Genomic DNA, 19,799 nt, shown 5'->3' on the forward strand with positions numbered 1-19,799 from the left:
GACCGACGTCACCCAGTCAAGCTGAGATGCTGCCTTTGCGGGGCTTGCCGGAAATAGAGGTGTTGCCGTGACTAAATCCGATCTCTCCGGTCTTTACCGAGGCTATATTGCATGCCTGAACAAGCAGGATTGGCCAAATCTGGGGCGGTTTGTTCATGATGAAGTGACCCACAACGGTCGCAAGCTCGGATTGTCCGGCTATCTCGAAATGTTGGTGAGAGACTTCGACGAAATTCCGGACCTTTACTTCGACATTCAGCTATTGGTTGCCGATCCGCCTTATGTAGCGAGCCGGCTAAGCTTCGACTGCGCGCCAAGGGGAACGTTCCTTGGGCTCGATGTAAGCGGGAAGAGAATTTCGTTTGCCGAGAACGTATTTTATGAGTTTCAGAGAGGGAAAATTCGCCAGGTGTGGTCAGTTATAGACAAGACAGCCATCGAAACTCAGCTTTGATATCTGCGAGCGCTGCCTAAAAGTCGCTCGGCTCAATCATTCTGGGGGACGCAGGCCGAAGGTCGCCGGCTTGAGGCCGTAGCGCAAGTCGAAATCGTCGTTTCGCTGGGTGCGTGCGGCCGACGGCTTGCGATAGTCCGAATCGCCGGCCTGCCGGCCCGGATCGACGACTTCCGCGAAAGGCATTGCCTGCTGTGATTTCGGCACGTTGCGCAGCCGTTCGACGATCGCCACGAGGTCGACCTCGTCGCCGGTTTCGGACTGCAAGGCGTCCGCGCGCTTGGCGGTGCCGGGGATCAAATCCTCGGAGAGCTTTTCGAACTTCATCCGCATCGTCGTCGCCACGCCTTCCCCGAAGGCAATGGCCTCGCGCTGGCCCATGGAAGACAGGAACGCCAGCGTCGAAGCCGAGGAGTCGGCGATCGCCGAGCGGATGATCGCCTGGTCCTGCTCGTTGGCGAGCCGCATGGCAAAGAACGTCGAGCACTGCGACAGGATGGTCGGGTCGAGTTCGCCCGGGCGCTGGGTGACGACGCCGAGATAACAGCCATATTTGCGGCCTTCCTTGGCGATGCGCGACAGCGCGTGCCGCGTCGGCGCGAAACCGAGGCGCGGATCGGCCGGCATATAGCGATGCGCTTCCTCGCACAGGAAGAGCAGGCGCAGGCGGCCTTCGCTCCACAACGCCAGGTCGAAGGCCAGCCGCGCCAGCACCGAGCATACGGAATTGACCACCTCGGACGGCATGCCGGCCATTTCGAAGCAGGTCACAGGGCGGCCGTGATGCGGCACGCGGAAGATGTTGCCGATCGTCTCGTGGATGGTGTCCTCGATCAGGCGCGAGTTGAACATGAAACGGTAGCGCGGATCGGATGCCGCCGATTCGATACGTGTCTTCAGTGACCTGAGGGTCGGGCGATCGTTCTTGCTTTCCAGCAATCCCATGCGTTCGTCGACCAGCTTGATGAGGTCGGCAATGCGATAGGGCACTGGCGCGTCGGCGGTCAGCGCATCGGTGCTGCGCCGTAGATAGTTGCCGGAGTTCGGATTGCGGTAGAGATTCTTGGCCGCGGGAATGAGATCGCGCAAGGCGTCGACCTCTTCCGGAACCGTCTCGCGGCCGCGAAACAGCACCTCGGCAAATTCCTCGAGCTTGAACATCCAGAAGGGCAGGTCGAGCGTCGTCGAATCGACCCTGAGGCAATATTCGGGCAACGACGCGGCGAACTCGTTGTGTGGATCGAGGATGAGCACGCGCAGGTCGGGCCGGGCGGCGATCGATTTGCGCAAGAGCAGCGACACGGCGGTCGATTTGCCAACCCCGGTGGTGCCGACAATGGCGAAATGGCGCGCCAGCGTATCGTCGATGGCGATATTGGCGTCGATGGCCTCGTCCTGCGACAGCGTGCCGATGGTGATCGAATGACGACCGGCGAGATCGTAGACGGCCTGCAGGTCGCGGCTGCGGATACGATGGGCAATGGCGCCGATATGCGGGTAGGTTGTGATGCCACGGTCGAAGATCGGCTTCGCGCCGGGTTCAGCACCGTCGCGCACCTCGCCGATCAATTCGATGCTGACCTCGATCGGATTCTGGCCCTCGCTGCTCCAGGCACGATCCGACTTGCCGATTTCGTAGACCAGGCCGACGGTTCGTGACGCGCCGAGATTGATCGAGATCATCTTGCCGACGCTCCACAGGCCGGTGACCGTGCCTTCGATATCGTCGGCATAGGCGCTGATGGTGGCGCGCGCGCCGTCGCATTGCACGACATTGCCCAGAATGCGCTTGTCGTTCTGCTCCGCCCTGCGGCGCTCCAGCAAAGTCGGTTCCCCGATGGAGGCTTCGCGTTCAACGAGCATGGACACGCCGATCCCTTTTCCCAAGCGATGAGTCTAGGCGAACGGGGTTAAGGTGGGATGAGGCCGGATGGTTTAGCGGACATTAAGGAGTTTGCGAAAAATGGATGAAACGGCCGTTGCTCCGTAGAAAAATTTCGATATATTGGATTAATGGATGATATAGCGAACGACATCTCCTCGACCATCGGCAGAAGAATACATGCCGAAAGAGTGGCTCGAGGCTGGTCCCTGGCAGAGCTGGCGGAGCGGTCCGATGTTTCGAAAGCCATGCTGAGCACGGTGGAACGCGGCATGACCAGCCCGACGGCGGCACTCCTTGTGCGCATTGCGGCCGCCTTCGGCATGACGCTGTCCACATTGATCGCAAGGGCGGAATTGCAGGGCGGTGGCCTGCTTCGCGAACGTGACCAGCCGCTCTGGCGCGATCCGGCTACGGGTTATGTGCGTCGGCATCTTTCGCCGGTCTCCGACATACCCCTCGAACTGATCCGGATCCAGTTGCCGGCCGGCGCCAAGGTAAGTTTCCCGGCGGCGTCCTATGCCTTCATCAGGCAACAGATATGGCTGATCTCCGGGGGGCTGGAATTCACCGAGGGGGACATCGTTCACCGGCTCGAACCGGGCGACTGCCTGGCGCTCGGCGCGCCATCCGATTGCGTCTTTCACGCTCCGGGGCCGGACGCCGCCGACTATCTGGTTGCGTTGGCCAGGAGCTGAGGTGAAGGCGCGCCGTCCGAAACGCTCCGACAATGGCGGTCCGCCGCTCGACGACTATAACGGTCCGCCCTGGGGCAAGGGTGAGCCCTATGTGTTTCTTGCCTGGCGGACCGCCCATGCCCAGGCGTGGAAAGCGCCAAGCCGCGAGATCATGCTGATGCGGCTGGACAAGGCCGAGCGGCTGGGCCTGACCTATGAGGAATACACGCTCGAACTGCTGGAACGCGGGCGACATCTGCAAGAGGAAGACGCCGATCGCATCGCGGAAATCCGGCGGGCCAGGAAGCGGAAGCGGACCAGTCATTTCGATTGACGGACGGCGCAGGGGAACCACATGAGTTCGATCGAAATCAGACCACTCAGCAATACTGACGGAACGCAAAAAATGCTGGCGGATCTGCTGATCGGGACAGTCGCTGCCGGCGGCTCGGTCAGCTTCATGCATCCGCTGGCGCCGGAGATGGCCGCGGCCTTCTGGAACAGGTCGCTTCATGCGGCCGCCAGAGGCGAAAGGGCGGTGCTTGGGGCCTGGAACGGCGAGGCTCTGGTCGGCACCGTCACCTTGCTGCTCGACTGCCCTCCCAACCAGCCGCACCGGGCCGAGATCGCCAAACTGATGACCCGCCTCGATTATCGCGGCAAGGGCATCGCAACCCGCCTGATGGAGGCGGCGGAAGCCGTTACCGTGGAGAAAGGCCGCACGCTGTTGGTCCTCGACACGGCAAAAGAGGAGGGGGCTTCCGGCCTCTATGAAAAGCTCGGCTTCACGCTGGCCGGCGAAATACCGGATTATGCGCTGAAGCCGCATGGCGGGCTGACAGGCACCCTCATCTACTGGAAACGCGTCGGCCGGACACGGTGATGGCGACAACGATGCACCTTTGCAACACCCGTCAGACCATCGCGGGCATGGAAAGAATGGCTCTTGCGTCAAATTGGCGGCGAGCTTAGAGAAGCCGCCCATTCTGATCCGTCGTCCTGAAAGGAGACCTGTCAATGACCCGGCGATCCAGATCGACACATTCCGTGCCGACGCTGGAATTGCGTGCGGCCGACAGGGTTCCAATCAGGAAGAACGGCCATGGCAAAGTCCATGATCCAGCGCAGGCAGGATGCCGAGCGCGAACGCATTGAAGCATATGCCGTAACGCTGCGGCGGGTTTTTCCCGTCCCGCGTCCCGCTCCGGATTTCGAGCGGGCGCTCGACGAGGCACGTCGGGGCTTTGCCGGCATGGCGATCCGCGACGGCGCGCTGTGGCGTCCAATGCTGAAGACGCGCGACCCCGCGCGGCTGCGGCTGGCCGCGGCGCGTCATCTCTATGCGCGCTACCCGGTTACAGCCGCGCTCGAGGGGATCTGGCTGGACAGCTCGGGGTTGAATGCCGGCGAGATTACGCTTCGCAAGGCTTGGCATATCGCAGTGGCGCGTGGTGACTCGCTTTACAAGGCGGGCGCCCGTGCGTGGCTGTCTCGCAAGGAGGTGCATTGCTTCTTGAACTTGCCCAGCGATTTCACGTTCGACGAGGCATTTTGGGTGGCGATCGCCCGGTCCTACACGGATGATTCCGGATTGGCGGCCCGACTTGCCAAGTCGAAAATCGCGCGCACGCCACGTAACGATCTGGCCTTCTGGCGCGAGGTGACACGGTTCTTCTGCGGGCAACCCGCGTCGAAGGAGGAGATCGACGATCTATGCGACTATATCGGCGCCGTGCACCAGCGCGATGCGGCGTACAGCCTGAAGGGTCGCACGCTCGCCTCGCTGCGTCGGCAGATGCTGGAATGGCATCGAGACATTGCCGCGATCGAACGCATCGAGGCAATGCGCCGCCGCGCTGCCGGGCGGGCCACGCGTACTGCCGGGACGCAGTCGCAGGGTCGCGCCTGGGACGGCTCGTGCCTCGACGACTGGGACTGGCAGCCGTCGACCAAAGAGGCAAAGGCGCATGGCGAGCGTTTCTTCGTCCGTCAGTTGAGGACAGCCGAGGATCTGGTCGCCGAGAGCCGGGCGATGCATCATTGCGTCTCGATATACGCGGCCAAATGCATCGCCGGCAATGCCTCGATCTGGGTGCTGCGGCGCTCGGCGCTCGGCAAGATCGAGCGGTTGCTGACGATCGAACTCGACCCGCAAAACCGTGCGGTGCAGGTGCGCGGATTCGGCAATCGTCTCGCCTCGCTCGAGGAGCGCAAGATCATCGAGCGCTGGGCCAAGGCGAGGGGTGTGGTGCTCTGCGCCTGAAACGGAACACCCGCGCGGCGGAAAGGCGGCGCGGGTGCACAATGGGCGGATGTGCCGACGTCAGGCCAAGTGCACATTCGCCGTTGACAGCGGCGTCAAACCAATTCTATTGTCCGCCACCATGAAAAAGGCACTCATTCTCGTAGGAAAGCGCGTGGGCAAGGCGGTGTAACCGCCGGGCGATGACCTCCCATGCGCAAGACACAGGCTCCCTCGGGGGCCTTTTTTATTGCCCGAAACACGACTAAACGACGAGCAATCGCCAGATGGCGAACAGTACGGGACCAGAACGATGAGCAGTGGACAGAATGAGCGGCGCGAAATGCCAAGAACTGAAATGCCAAGGAGCGAAATGACGGGCGCCGAAATGGTGGTGCAGGCGCTGAAGGACAATGGCGTCAAGCATGTTTTCGGCTATCCGGGCGGCGCGGTTCTGCCAATCTACGATGAAATCTTCCAGCAGGACGAGGTCGAGCACATCCTCGTCCGCCACGAGCAGGGCGCGGGCCACGCGGCGGAAGGCTATGCGCGCTCGACCGGCAAGGCCGGCGTCATGCTGGTGACCTCGGGGCCGGGCGCCACCAATGCGGTGACGCCATTGCAGGACGCGCTGATGGACTCGATCCCGCTGGTCTGCCTGACCGGCCAGGTGCCGACTTCGCTGATCGGCTCCGATGCGTTCCAGGAGTGCGACACGGTCGGCATCACGCGGCCCTGCACCAAGCACAACTGGCTGGTGAAGGACGTCAACGAGCTCGCGGCAACAATCCACGAGGCCTTCCATGTGGCAACGACAGGGCGCCCCGGTCCGGTCGTCGTCGACATCCCGAAGGACGTTCAGTTCGCCAAGGGCATCTATGTCCCGCCGCAGACGGCGCCGCGCACTAGCTACCAGCCGAAGGTCCAGGGCGATCTGGAGAAGATCAAGGCGGCGGTCGAGCTGATGGCGGCTGCCCGGAAGCCGATCATCTATTCGGGCGGCGGCGTCATCAATTCCGGCCCGGAGGCGAGTCATCTGCTGCGCGAGCTGGTCGACCTCACCGGCTTTCCGATCACCTCGACGCTGATGGGCCTCGGCGCCTATCCGGCATCGGGCAAGAACTGGATGGGCATGCTCGGCATGCACGGCACCTATGAAGCGAACATGGCGATGCACGATTGCGACGTCATGCTCTGCATCGGCGCGCGCTTCGACGACCGTATCACCGGGCGACTGACGGCGTTTTCGCCGAATTCGAAGAAGATCCACATCGACATCGACCCGTCTTCGATCAACAAGAACGTCCACACCGACGTGCCGATCATCGGCGATGTCGGGCGCGTGCTGGAGGATCTGGTGCGGCTGTGGCGGGCAACCGCCAAGGCCGACAAGAAGGCGCTTCACCCGTGGTGGGAGCAGATTGCCAAATGGCGCGCGCGCGATTCGCTCGCCTACAAGATGAACCACGAGGTGATCATGCCGCAATATGCCGTCCAGCGGCTCTATGCGCTGACCAAGGACCTCGACACCTACATCACCACCGAGGTCGGCCAGCATCAGATGTGGGCGGCACAGCACTATCATTTCGAGAAGCCGAACCGCTGGATGACCTCTGGCGGACTGGGCACGATGGGCTACGGCCTGCCGGCCGCGCTCGGCGTGCAGATCGCGCACCCGGATGCGCTGGTCATCGATATCGCCGGCGACGCCTCGGTGCAGATGACGATGCAGGAGATGAGCGCCGCGGTGCAGCACGAGGCGCCGATCAAGATCTTCATCCTCAACAACCAATATATGGGCATGGTGCGGCAGTGGCAGCAGCTGCTGCACGGCAACCGGCTGTCGCACTCCTACACCGAGGCGATGCCGGATTTCGTCAAGCTCGCCGAAGCCTATGGCGGCCACGGCATTCGCTGCGACAAGCCGGACGAGCTCGACGACGCCATCAAGGAGATGATAGCGGTCAAGAAGCCCGTCCTGTTCGACTGCCGCGTGGCGACGCTCGCCAACTGCTTCCCGATGATCCCGTCCGGCAAGGCGCATAACGAGATGCTGTTGCCGGGCGAGGCGACGGACGAAGCTGTGGCCAACGCTATCGACGCCAAGGGCAGGGAACTGGTGTAGCCTGGTTCAAGGAAGCTGTGCGAAAACAGCAGATTAGCGCAAAAGTTTGAAATCGAGATTGATGTCATGAACGCACAGTTGCAACCGACCGGCTCCGCCTATTTCATCGCCAAGGAGACGGAAAAACCAGAGAACCACACGCTTTCGGTCCTGGTCGACAACGAGCCGGGCGTGCTTGCGCGGGTCATCGGCCTGTTTTCCGGACGTGGCTACAACATCGAGAGCCTGACGGTCTCGGAAACCGAGCACGAAAAGCACCTGTCGCGCATCACCATCGTGACGCGCGGCACGCCGCACGTGCTGGAGCAGATCAAGCACCAGCTCGAGCGCATCGTGCCGGTGCACCGCGTCGTCGATCTCACCGTGCGGTCGCAGGAATTCGGACAGGAGCGGCCATTGGAGCGGGAACTCGCGCTGGTCAAGGTCGCCGGCACCGGCGAAGCCCGCGTCGAGGCGCTCCGGCTCGCCGATGCATTCCGCGCCAGCGTCATCGATGCCAACACCGAGCATTTCATCTTCGAGATCACCGGCAAGGGCTCCAAGCTCGATCAGTTCATCGCCATCATGAAACCGCTCGGGCTGGTTGAAATCTGCCGTACCGGAGTGGCGGCGATGAACCGCGGCCCGCAAGGGATGTGATCATAATGCTCGCGGCGGCAATTCTAGCAGGCGCCGGCGCAATCGTTCTTGCGGTCACGACGGCGGCGGCCAGCCAGGAGCCGGTATTCGACAAGTCAGTGCTGCCGAAATTGTTTGAAGAAATCGACCGCAGGGGCACACCGAGCTACTATTTCCAACAATGCCCGGCCGATATTTGGCGCAGGGCGTCGGGCGTCGATGACGCGCTCTTTTCCACGCCGGGAATAGATTACCAAGGTTGTGAGAAAGACGTCTTGGCCTGTGCCAAGCGGTGTTTCGACGGACGCAGGGGCGAAGCCTGTTTCGAGACGGCCAGGGTCATCCAGGAGCACTCGCCAGAAGACAAGCAATGGACCGAGGAGATGTTCGCCCAGGCCTGCGCTACTGGCAGTATCGGCGGCTGCACAAATCGCGGCGCGGGAATTCTCTTGGGTCGGCTTGGGCTAAACAAACTGCTTGCCGCCGGTAGTGCCAATGAATCTTGCCCTTATCGCACATTCAAGCTGAGCTGCAATGAGGGCGATGCCTGGGGTTGCACCATGTATGGCAGCGCCCTTCAGCATGGTGAAGGCGTCTCTGTGGACGAAGCCGAGGCGATGGCCGCTTACAAAAAGTCTTGCGAGATCGCTGTGGAATTTGACGCCTGCCGATACGCCAAGGCGCTCATGAAAACGATGCAAAGCCGCTAGGGCTTTTCAGATTTGCGCAAGTGCGATCTTTGCGCTGCCTCGCCTCGACCAAGTTCTTTGCTTTCTCTCTTGATAGGGCGCGATACCGGGCAGACATCCTGAACAAATCCATTCAGCGTGTTCACAAGATTGTTCTGGACCAGAGAATAGTGGATGAACTGTCCGTGCCGCTCCTTGGCGATGAGCCCGGCCGTCTCCAGAATGCTCAAATGCTGCGAGATCGACGGCTTCGACATCTCGAAGCGCGCCGCGATCTCGCCCGCCGTTAGGGAAGAGTGCGCAAGATAGGCGAGCATCTTGCGCCGGGGCGCTGAAGATAGCGCTTCAAACACGCGCTGTATCGCGCCATTTGCGTGAGCAGCCGTTTCGGCATCCGCTGCGTGCTCTGCATCTTCGATCACTGTCTTCCACCTTGTGATGCCGAGGCGTTGGCTGCGCCTCGGTCCGCTTTTCTTATTTTCATTTAGACTATTGCCTAAATACCTAATTCGTAGTAGTAGACGATTAGCTTACTGCCTAAGTAACGGAAGACGCGCCAGAAGGCAAGGCTGTGGTCCGGAAATGTTCATGCAGGAGGAGGGGTACCGATGAAAACCATATCCACGGGCAGAATGATTTCCCAACAGGACAGTGACGCCGAAGACGGCAAAGTCGTGTGGGTGCCGGCAAAGTCGATCTGGGTCGGGGCGATGACGATCGCCGCCATTGTGTTGGGACCGATGACATTTAGCTGGAGTGCCTTCGCCTTATTCGTTGCGACAACGGCGGCGACAATCTGCGCCGGACACTCGGTGGGGATGCACCGTCTGCTCATCCACCGTTCGTTCAAGGTTCATATCTGGGTCGAGCATGCGCTGGTCTACCTTGGCGTGCTCGTCGGCATGGCCGGTCCTTTTGGGATGATCTATGCTCACGATATTCGTGACTGGGCTCAGCGCCAGACCGCATGTCACGATCTCCATGCCCATCGTCGGCCATTTTTCACCGATGCCTTCTGGCAGATGCATTGCGCGGTCGCTTTGCGCAATCCACCCACCTTCGTCATCGAACCCTCGATCAGGAATGACCGGTTCTACAAGTTCGTCGAACGCACCTGGATGCTGCAACAACTGCCCTGGGCGATCCTCTTTTTCGCGCTTGGCGGCTGGGATTGGGTGGTATGGGGAATCGCGGTGCGCGTTTCAGTGTCGCTTACCGGGCATTGGTTGGTTGGGCATTTTGCGCACCGAGATGGGGAGCAAGGATGGCGCGTCGACGACGTTGCCGTGCAAGGATACAATTTGCCGCGTTTCGGGCTGGTAACGTTCGGCGAGAGTTTCCACGGCAACCATCACGCGTTTCCCGAGTCTGCACGGCTTGGTCTGGAACCCGGACAGATCGATCTCGGCTGGCTATTCATTCAGGTTCTGGCGATCCTGGGTCTGGCGCACAGCGTCAAGATTCCGGAGAATACGCCGAGACGCAAAGGGCTGCGACGCGTGCGCCGTCAGCGCGAAACTGCCCCGGATTCAGATCTATGGTCGGTGCAGCCTACCGCAGATAGATGTTCTCAGCGGATATTGGCCTAAGAAATGAAGGAACGCTTAGGGCGCGTGGACCAACGAATTGCATTTGCACTCAGCACCTCATCGATTTAAGTCAGTATTTCAGTATTATTGATCATTGCGATCCTCCATGACCTTCGATGCATTCCTTGCTCTGCTGGTTTATGCCTTCGTGACCTCGATCACGCCGGGTCCGAACAATTTCATGCTTTTGGCCTCGGGCGTGAATTTCGGCTTGGTCAAAACCGTGCCACACATGCTCGGCATCGGCTTCGGCTTCCTCGTGCTGTTGCTTGCCGTAGGCTTCGGGCTTGGGGCCGTGTTGACGGCCTTTCCGGTGCTGCATACCGGGTTGAAGATCGCCGGCGGCCTCTACCTGCTTTATCTGGCCTGGAAGATCGCCATGTCGCGCTCGCTCGGCGGCGAAGGCGAGGCGAAGGGCCAGCCGATGCGCTTCATCGAGGCTGCGGCTTTCCAGTGGGTCAATCCTAAGGCCTGGGTGATGGCGATTACGGCCATGGCCGTCTATACCAATCCGGAACGCCCGTTTGTGTCCGTGGTGCTGATCGCGGCCGCTTTCGCCGTCGTCATGCTGCCGAGCATTTCGACTTGGGCCGGTTTCGGCATGGCGCTGCGCGGTTTTCTGGCTGATGCGGTGCGGCTCAAATGGTTCAACATCGCCATGGGCGTGATGCTTGCGGCGACGCTGTGGCCGATGCTGCGTTAGCTGCCGTTTTATTGTGCACTGCACATTAAATCTTCGTAATGACGGCTTTTGGCCCTTTTTCGCCTTCGGCATTCTCTATTATCTGGCAAAAGCGCGGCAAGAGGCTGCGAGTTGAGCTAGACTGCGGCCACCGGATAGCGGCGTGTCGGATCGAGAGGCCTTTTGTCGATGCGCGGAAAGATCGTATTTGCGGTGATTGCTGCAGCCTGCGTTGCCGCGGCGGCGTGGCTTTATCATTCGCCCACCGCAATGAGCGGTCTTCAGCAGATGCTGTCGGCGAAGCAGACGACGGCGGCGGCGGACAAGCCCGCTGCAGCGGCAAATGCCGCGCGTTCGACTTCGGTGGTTGCCGCCACCGCCTCGACGGCCGATTTCCCGGTCCGGCGCTATGCCATCGGCTTTGTGTCCTCTCCCGCCGTGGTCAGCATCAACGCACGGGTCTCAAGCCAGATCGTCGCAATCGCGGTCAAGGACGGACAGATGGTGAAGGCCGGCGACCTTCTGTTCTCGCTGGACGATCGCTCATTGAAGGCCCAATTGGCACGCGATCAGGCGACGCTCGCAAAAGACCAGGCGCTGCTTGCCAGCGCCACGGCCGATCTTCAGCGCGCCAAAAATCTCGTCGCCAGGCAGGCCGGAACACAGCAGACCTATGATCAGGCCGTCGCGGCGCAGAAATCCGCCGCGGCCACTGTCGACGCCGATAAGGCGACGATCGATGCGGACGAGGTCCAGCTTGGCTTTGCCACGATCAAAGCGCCGATTTCCGGCAGGCTTGGCGCGGTCAGCGTCGCGGTCGGCGACCTCGTCACCACCAGCAACGGCAGCAGCACGTCGACGCCGCTGGTGACGATCACGCAGGTCGACCCGCTGCAGGTGAACTTCAATCTTCCGGAAAGCGATCTTGCCTTACTGCACAAGGCGCTGGCGGCGCCGCAGCAAGGCGCGGTGACGCTGACCAAGGACGGCGACCCGAAGCCGATCGGCAAGGGAACGCTGGATTTCGTCGATTCCAGCGTGGACACGGCATCCGGCACCATCGCAACGCGGGCCAGCGTGCCCAACGCCGATCTTTCGCTGTGGCCGGGCCAATATGTAAATGTTGTGCTCGATGCCGGCATCATGCCGCAAATGACGTCCGTTCCGACGGTCGCCGTCCAGCCCAGCCAGAAGGGGCCGTTCGTCTATGTGATCAAGCCGGACAACACCGTTGAAATGCGGCCCGTGCAGGTCGCGCTGACAGAAGGCGCCAACACCGCGATCAGCCAAGGATTGGAAAGCGGCGAGCGTGTCGTCGTCGAAGGCCAGACCAAGCTGAAAAACGGCGCGGCGGTCCGCGAAGGCAAGGCCTCGACCGGTACCGACGACCAGGCGACTCCGAAGGTCGCGGAGGCCGACAGGACGGGCGGAACACAGCCATGATTTCCGAATTCTGCATCCGCAGGCCCGTCGCCACGCTGCTCATGTCGTTCGCCTTGGTTCTGGGCGGGCTATTTGCTTACAAATTCCTGCCGGTCGCGGCGCTGCCAAGCGCGGAATTTCCGGTTGTCAACGTCTCGGCCTCGCTGCCTGGGGCCTCGCCGGAAACCATGGCGACCTCGGTGGCAACGCCGCTGATCAAGCAGTTTGCCACTATCGCCGGCATCGATTCGATCTCGACGACCAATTCGCTCGGCACGACCTCGATCGCCATTCAGTTCGTGCTCAACCGCGACATCGATGCAGCCGCCGCCGATGTGCAGGCGGCGATCGCACGCACGCAACGACAATTGCCGCCGGAGATGACCAGCCCGCCGAGCTATCGCAAGGTCAATCCAGCCGACGCGCCGATCCTGCTGATGTCGCTGGTCAGCGACACCATTCCGCTGACCGATCTCGATGCCTTTGCCGAGAATGTGATTTCGCCGTCGCTGTCGACGATCGACGGCGTTGCGCAGGTTTCGATCTACGGCCAACAGAAATATGCCGTCCGCGTCCAGATCGATCCGACGGCGCTCGCCGCACGCGGCATCTCGATCGACCAGCTGCAGACGGCCATTGCCTCGGCCAACAGCAACACGCCGCTCGGTGTGCTCAAGAACAACAAACAGCAGCTGACCATCACGGCGAACACGCAGCTGACCAACGCGGCGGGATTCTCCAACATCATCATCGCCACCAAGAACGGCCATCCGGTGCGGCTCGGCGAGGTGACCCGCGTCATCGATTCGGTCGAGACCACGACGACGGCAAGCTGGTATGACGGCACCCGCGCCATCATCATGGCGGTGCAGCGTCAGCCGGATGCCAATACCGTCGATGTCGTCGACCGCGTCAAGGCGATGCTGCCTTCCTTCGGGGGTCAGATGCCGGCAGCTGCGAGCATCCAGTTGCTCAACGATCGCTCGACATCGATCCGCGAGGCGGTCGACGACGTGCAGTTCACGCTCCTGCTCACTATCGCGCTGGTGGTGATGGTGATCTTCCTGTTCCTGCGCCGGGTGACGGCGACGGTGATCCCGGCCGTGGCGGTGCCGATTTCGCTCATCGCCACTCTGGGCGTGATGTACCTGTTCGGCTTTTCCATCGACAACATCTCGCTGATGGGACTGACGCTGGCGGTCGGCCTTGTCGTCGACGACGCCATTGTCATGCTGGAAAATATCTTCCGGCATATGGAGGAGGATGGGCTCTCGGCAATGGAGGCGTCGCTCAAGGGCGCCCGCGAAATCGGCTTCACCATCATCTCGATCTCGATCTCGCTGGTCGCCGTGTTCATTCCCGTGCTTTTGATGGGCGGCGTGATCGGGCGCATCTTCAACGAGTTCGCGGTGGTGGTGACGGTCGCCATCCTGGCATCGATGTTCGTCTCGCTGACGCTGACGCCGATGCTGTGCTCGCGGCTATTGTCGTTATCGAAAGCCGAGCAGAAAGCAGCGCACGGTGAAGGCCATAGACAAAACGTCTTCATGCGGGGCTATGACCGGCTGCTGACATTCTGCCTGCGCCACAATTTCCTGGTTTTCCTTGTCTTCCTGGTAACCGCCGGGCTGTCGGTGTGGCTGATCCAGATATCGCCGAAGGGCTTCTTCCCGCAGGAGGATATCGGCCAGGTCTCGGTGACGACCATCGCGCGCCAGGACATTTCGTTCGACGCCATGGTGAAGCTGCAGGGGCAAGTGGCTGATGTCTTCACCCATTCGCCCTATGTCGCGCATGTCGGCTGGTCGGCGGGCAGCGGAAACAATGCGCTCAACCAGGGCCAGCTCTTTGTGCAGCTGAAGGACAAGGACCAGCGCCCCAACATCGACAAGGTGCTTTCGGATCTGCGGCGCCAGCTTGCCAATGTGCCCGGCATCGAAACCTACATGCAGCCGGTGCAGAACCTGCGGCTCGGCGCGCGTTCTTCGGCGAGTGCCTACCAGCTTGCCGTGCAGGGCCTCGATACCGGCCTGACGAACGTCTGGGCGCAAAGGCTGACGGACGCAATGGCCGCCGATCATGCCGCCTTCACCGACGTGACCAATGACCTGCAGAACAACGCGCTACAGGCGACGCTGGTGATCGACCGCGACAAGGCGGCGAACCTCGGCGTCGATACCGACACGCTGCGCTCCAGTCTCTATGGCGGTTTCGGCACCCAGCAGGTGTCGACCATCTTCGGCTCGGCCGACAGCTACGACGTGATCATGGAGCTCGACCCGAAGATCGAGTGGTCGCCCGAGCGGATGCTGGCCATCAAGGTGAGAACGGCGAGCGGCAGCCTGGTGCCGCTCGGTGCGTTCGCTCGCGTCGATCGGACCGCCGGTGCTTTGACCGTCAACCAGCTCGGCCAGCTTCCGGCTGTGACCATCTCCTACAATCTGCCGCAGGGCGTGGCCCTCGGCGACAGCGTGAGCCACATCAACGCGCTGAAGGACAAGATCGGCATGCCGCCGACGATCTCGACCGCCTTCTCGGGCACGGCGAAGACGTTCCAGGATTCGCTTTCCAACCAGGGGCTGCTGATCGGCGGCGCGATCCTGACCATCTATATCGTGCTCGGCATGCTCTATGAGAGCTTCATCCATCCGCTCACCATCCTGACCGGGCTTCCATCGGCGGTGCTCGGCGCGCTGGTGGCGTTGCGGCTGGCGGGGATGGATCTGTCGGTGATCGCGGTGATCGGCATCCTGATGCTGATCGGCATCGTCAAGAAGAACGGCATCATGATGATCGACGTGGCGCTGGAACTCAGGCGCGAGGGGATGTCGCCTGTCGAATCCATCCACAAGGCCTGCCTGATGCGCTTCCGGCCGATCATGATGACTACGCTTGCCGCGCTGATGGGTACCATCCCGATCGCGCTCGGCACCGGCGCCAGCGCGGAATTGCGCCAGCCTCTCGGCGTGGCGGTGGTCGGCGGCCTTGTCGCCTCGCAGGCACTGACGCTGTTCGTCACGCCCGTCATCTACGTCTACATGGAGCATTTTTCCGGCTGGCTCGTCAGCGTATGGGCGGGGCACCGGGGCGAGCCGAGCCCGGTCGAGGCGGTCGACCAGCCGTCACTGTTCGACGACGAGGAAGAACCGGTGCCGCAGAAGGCGGCAGCCGAATAGCACTGGCCCAAGCCGTGGTGCTTGCGGCCGGAGGTCCGCGATCGTAATTTGATGCCATGCTGCACAATCACGACCACGACAACGAGCTTGATGCTTTTGCGGCGCGTGTGCGCGCACTGGAGACGATTCTCACCCGCAAGGGGCTGATCGATCCAGCGGCGATCGACGTCATCGTCGATACCTACGAAACCAAGGTCGGGCCGCGCAACGGCGCAAAGGTGGTGGCGAAGGCCTGGGTTGATCCCGGGTTTGCCGCATGGCTGAAGCGTGATGCGACGGCGGCCATCGAATCGCTCGGCCACACCGGCCGGCAAGGCGAACACATGCAGGCGGTGTTCAACACGGCCGACACGCACAACCTCGTCGTCTGCACGCTATGCTCCTGCTATCCATGGTCGGTGCTCGGCCTGCCGCCGGTCTGGTACAAGGCGCCGCCCTACCGTTCGCGCGCGGTGATCGATCCGCGCGGCGTGCTCGACGAATTCGGGCTGACCTTGCCGGCGACGACGGCAATCCGGGTGTGGGATTCGACCGCCGAGCTGCGCTATCTGGTGGTGCCGATGCGGCCCAGGGACACAGAGGGCTGGGATGAGGCACGGCTCGCCGATCTGGTGACGCGCGATGCCATGATCGGCACGGCGCTGGCGCGGGAACCGGCATGAACGGGCCGCAGGATCTCGGCGGCCAGATGGGTTTCGGGCCGGTCGCGCCTGAACAGGACGAACCCTATTTCCATGCCGATTGGGAAAGGCGGGCGCTGGGCGTGACGTTGTGCGCCGGCGCCATGGGCGCCTGGACCATCGACGAGAGCCGGCACGCGCGGGAATCGCTGCACCCGGCCGACTACTATGCGTCGAGTTATTACGAAATCTGGATCAAGGCGCTGGAGGTGTTACTCAAACGCCATGGTTTCGTCAGCGACCGCGATCTGGCCAGGGGCGATGCGGTCGACCCGGCAGCGACACCCAAGCGGGTCCTGAAGGCGCAAGACGTTTCGGCGGTGCTGGCCAAGGGCGGGCCTTGCGACCGGCCGCTCGCCGTCCCGCCGCGATTCAAGGCAGGCGACCTCGTGCGAACCAAGAACTTTCATCCGACCGGCCACACCAGGCTGCCGCGTTACGCGCGCGGCAAGCGAGGCGTCATCGAGGCCATGCGTGACGGCTTTGTCTTTCCCGACACCAATGCGCACGGCCAGGGCGAAAACCCGCAATGGGTCTATACGGTGGCTTTCACCGGCAGCGAAATCTGGGGCGAGGGCGCCGACCCGAAACTTGTCGTGTCGATCGATGCCTGGGAGAGCTACCTTGAACCGGCGTGAGACGAACTCAGCCGCCGTGCTGCCCGCCGGTGTCGAGGCGCCGGTCTTCGCCGAGCCGTGGCAAGCAGAGGCCTTCGCCATGACGGTGGCGCTACACGACAACGGGCTGTTTTCGTGGACCGAATGGGCGGACGCCTTATCGGCCGAGGTGAAGCGGCCGGGCGCCGCGAGCGACGGCCATGATTATTACGAGCACTGGCTGGCGGCGCTGGAGAATTTGCTGTCGACCAAAGGCGTTGCCGGTAGAAACGATGTCGACAGCCTTGCTGCTGCCTGGGAACGCGCCGCGCATGCTACGCCGCATGGCAAGCCGATCCTGCTGGAGAACGACCCACAGCGGGCTGGGTAAGCTGCCATCGCTCGGCGTTGTTCTCTTTACGTTCCTGTTTGTCGCTGATAGCCTGATCCTGTCGCACCGGCGTGATTGCTGGCGATGAAATTGATGGTGACGGCAGTCACCTTGTCTTTCCCTCGTCTTTCCCTCGCGAATCCGGTCTGTCGCGCTGATGGAATTTTCTCCTCAACAGGACGAGGCGCTGAAGGCGGTGGCCGGCTGGCTGAAAGCCGGCAAGCCGCAGCTGTTCCGGCTGTTCGGCTATGCCGGCACCGGCAAGACGACGCTGGCGCGCTATTTCGCCGAGCATGTCGACGGCCAGGTGCAGTTCGCCGCCTTTACCGGCAAGGCGGCGCAGGTGCTGCGTTCCAAGGGCGCGGTCAATGCCCGCACAATCCATTCGCTGATCTACCGGCCGAAAGGCGAGGAATCGGTAGCGGACGAGGTGACCGGCAAAACCTCGATGTCGCCGACCTTTTCGCTCAACCGGCAGAGCCCGATCTCGCGGGCCAAGCTCGTCGTCATCGACGAATGCTCGATGGTCGACGAGCAGCTTGGCCGCGATCTGATGAGCTTCGGCACGCCGATCCTGGTGCTTGGCGATCCCGGCCAGTTGCCGCCGATCTCCGGCGGCGGCTTCTTCACCGACCACGAACCGGACATTCTGCTCACCGAAATCCATCGCCAGGCGCGCGACAACCCGATCATCCGGCTTGCGCTCGATGTGCGCGAGGGCCGCGAGTTCATGCGCGGCGACTATGGCGCGGCGCAAGTGATCGGCAAGGAAGACGTCACCCAGGAATTGGTGCTGAAGGCGGACCAGGTGCTGGTCGGCACCAACCGCACGCGCCGTCGCTATAATCAGCGGCTGCGCGAGCTGAAGGGGTTCAACGCCGATTATCCGCAAGCCGGCGACAAGCTGGTCTGCCTGCGCAACGATCCAGCCAAGGGGCTGCTCAACGGCTCGCTGTGGAAGGTGATGACCTCGTCGCGCGAGACGGTCAAGCCCGGCATCAATCTGCTGGTCTCGCCGGAGGAAGACGATCCGGATCGCGGCGTCGCCAAGATCAAACTGCTCAAGGCGGCGTTCGAAGATCCGGACGCCGACATTCCCTGGCAGCAGAAGAAGCGCTTCGATGATTTCGATTATGGCTACGCACTGACCGTGCACAAGGCGCAGGGGTCGCAGTGGAACGAGATCGTGCTTTTCGACGAAAGCTGGGCATTCAAGGAAACCCGGCAGCGTTGGCTTTACACCGCCATCACGCGCGCGGCCGAACGGCTGACGATCGTCCGATAGGGCGGCCGTATCAGCGCTGGGCGATCGGTCTGGCGCCAAGCCATTCCCAGGCGGCGGTTTCGTCCTTAGCCTCGAAATGCCGGAGTTCGATAGGCAAAGAGGCTGGCAAGAAGGCTCTTGCCTCCGCTATCCAGTTCGGCTCACCGACCGCCGCGCAGCGGCCGATATGCTCCACCGCGTGAGCTATGCCCTGTTCGATCGTCTCGTCCGATACGTCGGTCCAGTCGACACCCTCATGATCGATCAGGCGCACCAGCACGTCGATTTTCGTGTGCAGCGCGTAGGCTGCCTCCAGCAATCCGAACAGGTTTTCGGCATCAGCCGCTGCGACATGGCCGACGACATCGATGGCGAAGAGGTCTTCGCGATCGGTATCGATGCGGCGGATCGCCGGCACGGCATCGAGAAAATTCAACAGGAAACTCCTTGCGCTCGATTTTCTTCGTTCCCCTGGAACACCTGAAACCCTCTGTCTGTTCCCCTTAAAGGCGCTATAGATGCGCGCCGAGATCAGCCTGGAACCGTGCAAATGCCTGCAAAGCTTTCCGTCAACCTCAATGCCATCGCCATGCTGCGCAACCGGCGGGACCTGCCGTGGCCAAGCGTGACGGGGCTCGGACGCATCGCCCTTGCCGCCGGTGCGCATGGGCTGACGGTGCACCCGCGACCCGACGAGCGGCACACCAGGCATTCCGATCTGCCTGAGATCAGGGCGCTGATCGACGACGAGTTCCCGAGTGCGGAATTCAACATCGAGGGCTATCCGACTGAGGAGTTCCTGGCGCTTGTGGAAAAGCATCAGCCGGAACAGGTGACGCTGGTGCCCGACGACCCGGTGCAGGCGACTTCCGACCATGGCTGGAACTTCGCCGCCGGGGCTGCGTTCCTGACACCGGTCGTCAAGCGCCTGAAGAAGGGAGGCTTTCGCGTATCGCTGTTTTCCGATCCGGACCCCGATGGCGTGAATGCCGCTCGCGACACCGGTGCCGACCGGATCGAACTCTATACGGGTCCATACGGCAGCTATCATTCCGATTCGGCAAAGGCGGCGAAGGAATTGGAGAAATTGGGAAAGACGGCGGATGCCGCTCTTGCTGCAGGGCTCCAGGTCAATGCCGGGCACGACCTTGTGGTCAGCAATTTGCCGGCACTGGCCAGGCGCATCCCAGCATTGGCCGAAGTGTCGATCGGACATGGGTTGACAGCCGATGCGTTGGAGTATGGCATGGCCGCAACGGTCAGGCGGTTTCTGAAGGCTTGTGGCTGGTAGAGAGAGGCGAGCCGATAGGCC

At 62.0% G+C, this 19,799-nt stretch carries 20 protein-coding genes; 17 read left to right on the top strand and 3 right to left on the bottom strand.

All coding sequences use genetic code 11. From position 1 onward, the window contains the following. Positions 1–67 precede the first annotated feature (67 nt). Positions 68–454, top strand: a complete 387-nt coding sequence (locus NKI47_RS09910; protein ID WP_023676687.1) for an ester cyclase — start codon at positions 68–70, stop codon at positions 452–454. A gap of 36 nt (positions 455–490) precedes the next feature. Here NKI47_RS09910 and NKI47_RS09915 read toward each other — a convergent pair whose 3' ends face one another. After that, positions 491–2,317: an ATP-binding protein gene (locus tag NKI47_RS09915; RefSeq protein ID WP_352589577.1), complete on the bottom strand. Its 1,827-nt coding sequence runs from the start codon at positions 2,315–2,317 to the stop codon at positions 491–493. Positions 2,318–2,467: 150 nt separating this feature from the next. Between NKI47_RS09915 and NKI47_RS09920 the strand changes: the two genes are divergently transcribed. The 7 genes from NKI47_RS09920 (at position 2,468) to NKI47_RS09950 (ending at position 8,708) form a co-directional block, all read left to right on the top strand. Further along, positions 2,468–3,034 carry a helix-turn-helix domain-containing protein gene (locus NKI47_RS09920; RefSeq protein WP_352589580.1) on the top strand — a complete coding sequence of 189 codons (567 nt, stop codon included), beginning with the start codon at positions 2,468–2,470 and terminating at the stop codon, positions 3,032–3,034. Position 3,035: 1 nt separating this feature from the next. After that, on the top strand, positions 3,036–3,347 hold the full coding sequence (locus NKI47_RS09925) for a hypothetical protein (RefSeq protein ID WP_352570433.1): 312 nt from the start codon (positions 3,036–3,038) through the stop codon (positions 3,345–3,347). 21 nt (positions 3,348–3,368) lie between these two features. Further along, complete coding sequence (locus tag NKI47_RS09930) at positions 3,369–3,896, top strand: GNAT family N-acetyltransferase (protein WP_352589584.1); 528 nt, start codon at positions 3,369–3,371, stop codon at positions 3,894–3,896. Between the two features lie 219 nt (positions 3,897–4,115). Beyond that, positions 4,116–5,276, top strand: a complete 1,161-nt coding sequence (locus NKI47_RS09935; protein WP_352589586.1) for a PcfJ domain-containing protein — start codon at positions 4,116–4,118, stop codon at positions 5,274–5,276. 352 nt (positions 5,277–5,628) lie between these two features. Beyond that, complete coding sequence (locus NKI47_RS09940) at positions 5,629–7,380, top strand: acetolactate synthase 3 large subunit (protein ID WP_352589589.1); 1,752 nt, start codon at positions 5,629–5,631, stop codon at positions 7,378–7,380. Between the two features lie 66 nt (positions 7,381–7,446). Beyond that, positions 7,447–8,019 (top strand): acetolactate synthase small subunit, encoded by a 573-nt coding sequence (gene ilvN / locus NKI47_RS09945; protein WP_023676680.1) that lies wholly within the window; start codon positions 7,447–7,449, stop codon positions 8,017–8,019. A 5-nt stretch (positions 8,020–8,024) separates the two neighbouring features. Continuing rightward, a complete protein-coding gene (locus NKI47_RS09950) occupies positions 8,025–8,708 on the top strand; it encodes an SEL1-like repeat protein (protein ID WP_352589592.1) in 684 nt (227 codons plus the stop codon). Here the strand turns inward: NKI47_RS09950 and NKI47_RS09955 are convergent. Further along, a complete protein-coding gene (locus NKI47_RS09955) occupies positions 8,705–9,109 on the bottom strand; it encodes a metalloregulator ArsR/SmtB family transcription factor (RefSeq protein WP_352589595.1) in 405 nt (134 codons plus the stop codon). The genes NKI47_RS09950 and NKI47_RS09955 overlap by 4 nt on opposite strands. Positions 9,110–9,295: 186 nt before the next feature. On the opposite strand from NKI47_RS09955, the gene NKI47_RS09960 reads away from it, so the two are divergent. The 8 genes from NKI47_RS09960 to NKI47_RS09995 all read left to right on the top strand — a co-directional run bounded on the left by NKI47_RS09960 (position 9,296) and on the right by NKI47_RS09995 (position 18,508). Beyond that, positions 9,296–10,276 carry an acyl-CoA desaturase gene (locus NKI47_RS09960; protein WP_352589598.1) on the top strand — a complete coding sequence of 327 codons (981 nt, stop codon included), beginning with the start codon at positions 9,296–9,298 and terminating at the stop codon, positions 10,274–10,276. Between the two features lie 106 nt (positions 10,277–10,382). Next, positions 10,383–10,979 (top strand): LysE family translocator, encoded by a 597-nt coding sequence (locus NKI47_RS09965; RefSeq protein WP_352589601.1) that lies wholly within the window; start codon positions 10,383–10,385, stop codon positions 10,977–10,979. A 168-nt stretch (positions 10,980–11,147) separates the two neighbouring features. Next, the gene (locus NKI47_RS09970) at positions 11,148–12,401 is read left to right on the top strand and encodes an efflux RND transporter periplasmic adaptor subunit (protein ID WP_352483005.1); all 1,254 of its coding nucleotides are present in this window, start codon (positions 11,148–11,150) and stop codon (positions 12,399–12,401) included. Next, the gene (locus tag NKI47_RS09975; protein ID WP_352589604.1) at positions 12,398–15,556 is read left to right on the top strand and encodes an efflux RND transporter permease subunit; all 3,159 of its coding nucleotides are present in this window, start codon (positions 12,398–12,400) and stop codon (positions 15,554–15,556) included. Before NKI47_RS09970 ends, NKI47_RS09975 begins: the two co-directional genes overlap by 4 nt. Before the next feature lie 56 nt (positions 15,557–15,612). Then, positions 15,613–16,218 (top strand): nitrile hydratase subunit alpha, encoded by a 606-nt coding sequence (nthA, locus tag NKI47_RS09980; protein WP_023720794.1) that lies wholly within the window; start codon positions 15,613–15,615, stop codon positions 16,216–16,218. Then, positions 16,215–16,874: a nitrile hydratase subunit beta gene (gene nthB, locus NKI47_RS09985; RefSeq protein ID WP_352589607.1), complete on the top strand. Its 660-nt coding sequence runs from the start codon at positions 16,215–16,217 to the stop codon at positions 16,872–16,874. The genes nthA and nthB overlap by 4 nt, the downstream gene beginning before the upstream one ends. After that, entirely contained in the window at positions 16,843–17,223 is a 381-nt protein-coding gene (locus tag NKI47_RS09990; RefSeq protein WP_051409715.1) for a nitrile hydratase accessory protein, read from the top strand. Before nthB ends, NKI47_RS09990 begins: the two co-directional genes overlap by 32 nt. Positions 17,224–17,380: 157 nt before the next feature. Then, complete coding sequence (locus tag NKI47_RS09995) at positions 17,381–18,508, top strand: ATP-dependent DNA helicase (protein ID WP_023720791.1); 1,128 nt, start codon at positions 17,381–17,383, stop codon at positions 18,506–18,508. A 10-nt stretch (positions 18,509–18,518) separates the two neighbouring features. Here the strand turns inward: NKI47_RS09995 and NKI47_RS10000 are convergent, their stop codons facing one another. Then, entirely contained in the window at positions 18,519–18,923 is a 405-nt protein-coding gene (locus NKI47_RS10000) for a SpoIIAA family protein (RefSeq protein ID WP_023720790.1), read from the bottom strand. A 114-nt stretch (positions 18,924–19,037) separates the two neighbouring features. Between NKI47_RS10000 and NKI47_RS10005 the strand changes: the two genes are divergently transcribed. Further along, positions 19,038–19,778 carry a pyridoxine 5'-phosphate synthase gene (locus tag NKI47_RS10005; protein WP_352589610.1) on the top strand — a complete coding sequence of 247 codons (741 nt, stop codon included), beginning with the start codon at positions 19,038–19,040 and terminating at the stop codon, positions 19,776–19,778. The last annotated feature ends 21 nt before the right edge of the window (positions 19,779–19,799 follow it).

The organism is Mesorhizobium sp. M0633 (assembly GCF_040320645.1).
Taxonomy (GTDB): Bacteria; Pseudomonadota; Alphaproteobacteria; order Rhizobiales; family Rhizobiaceae; genus Mesorhizobium.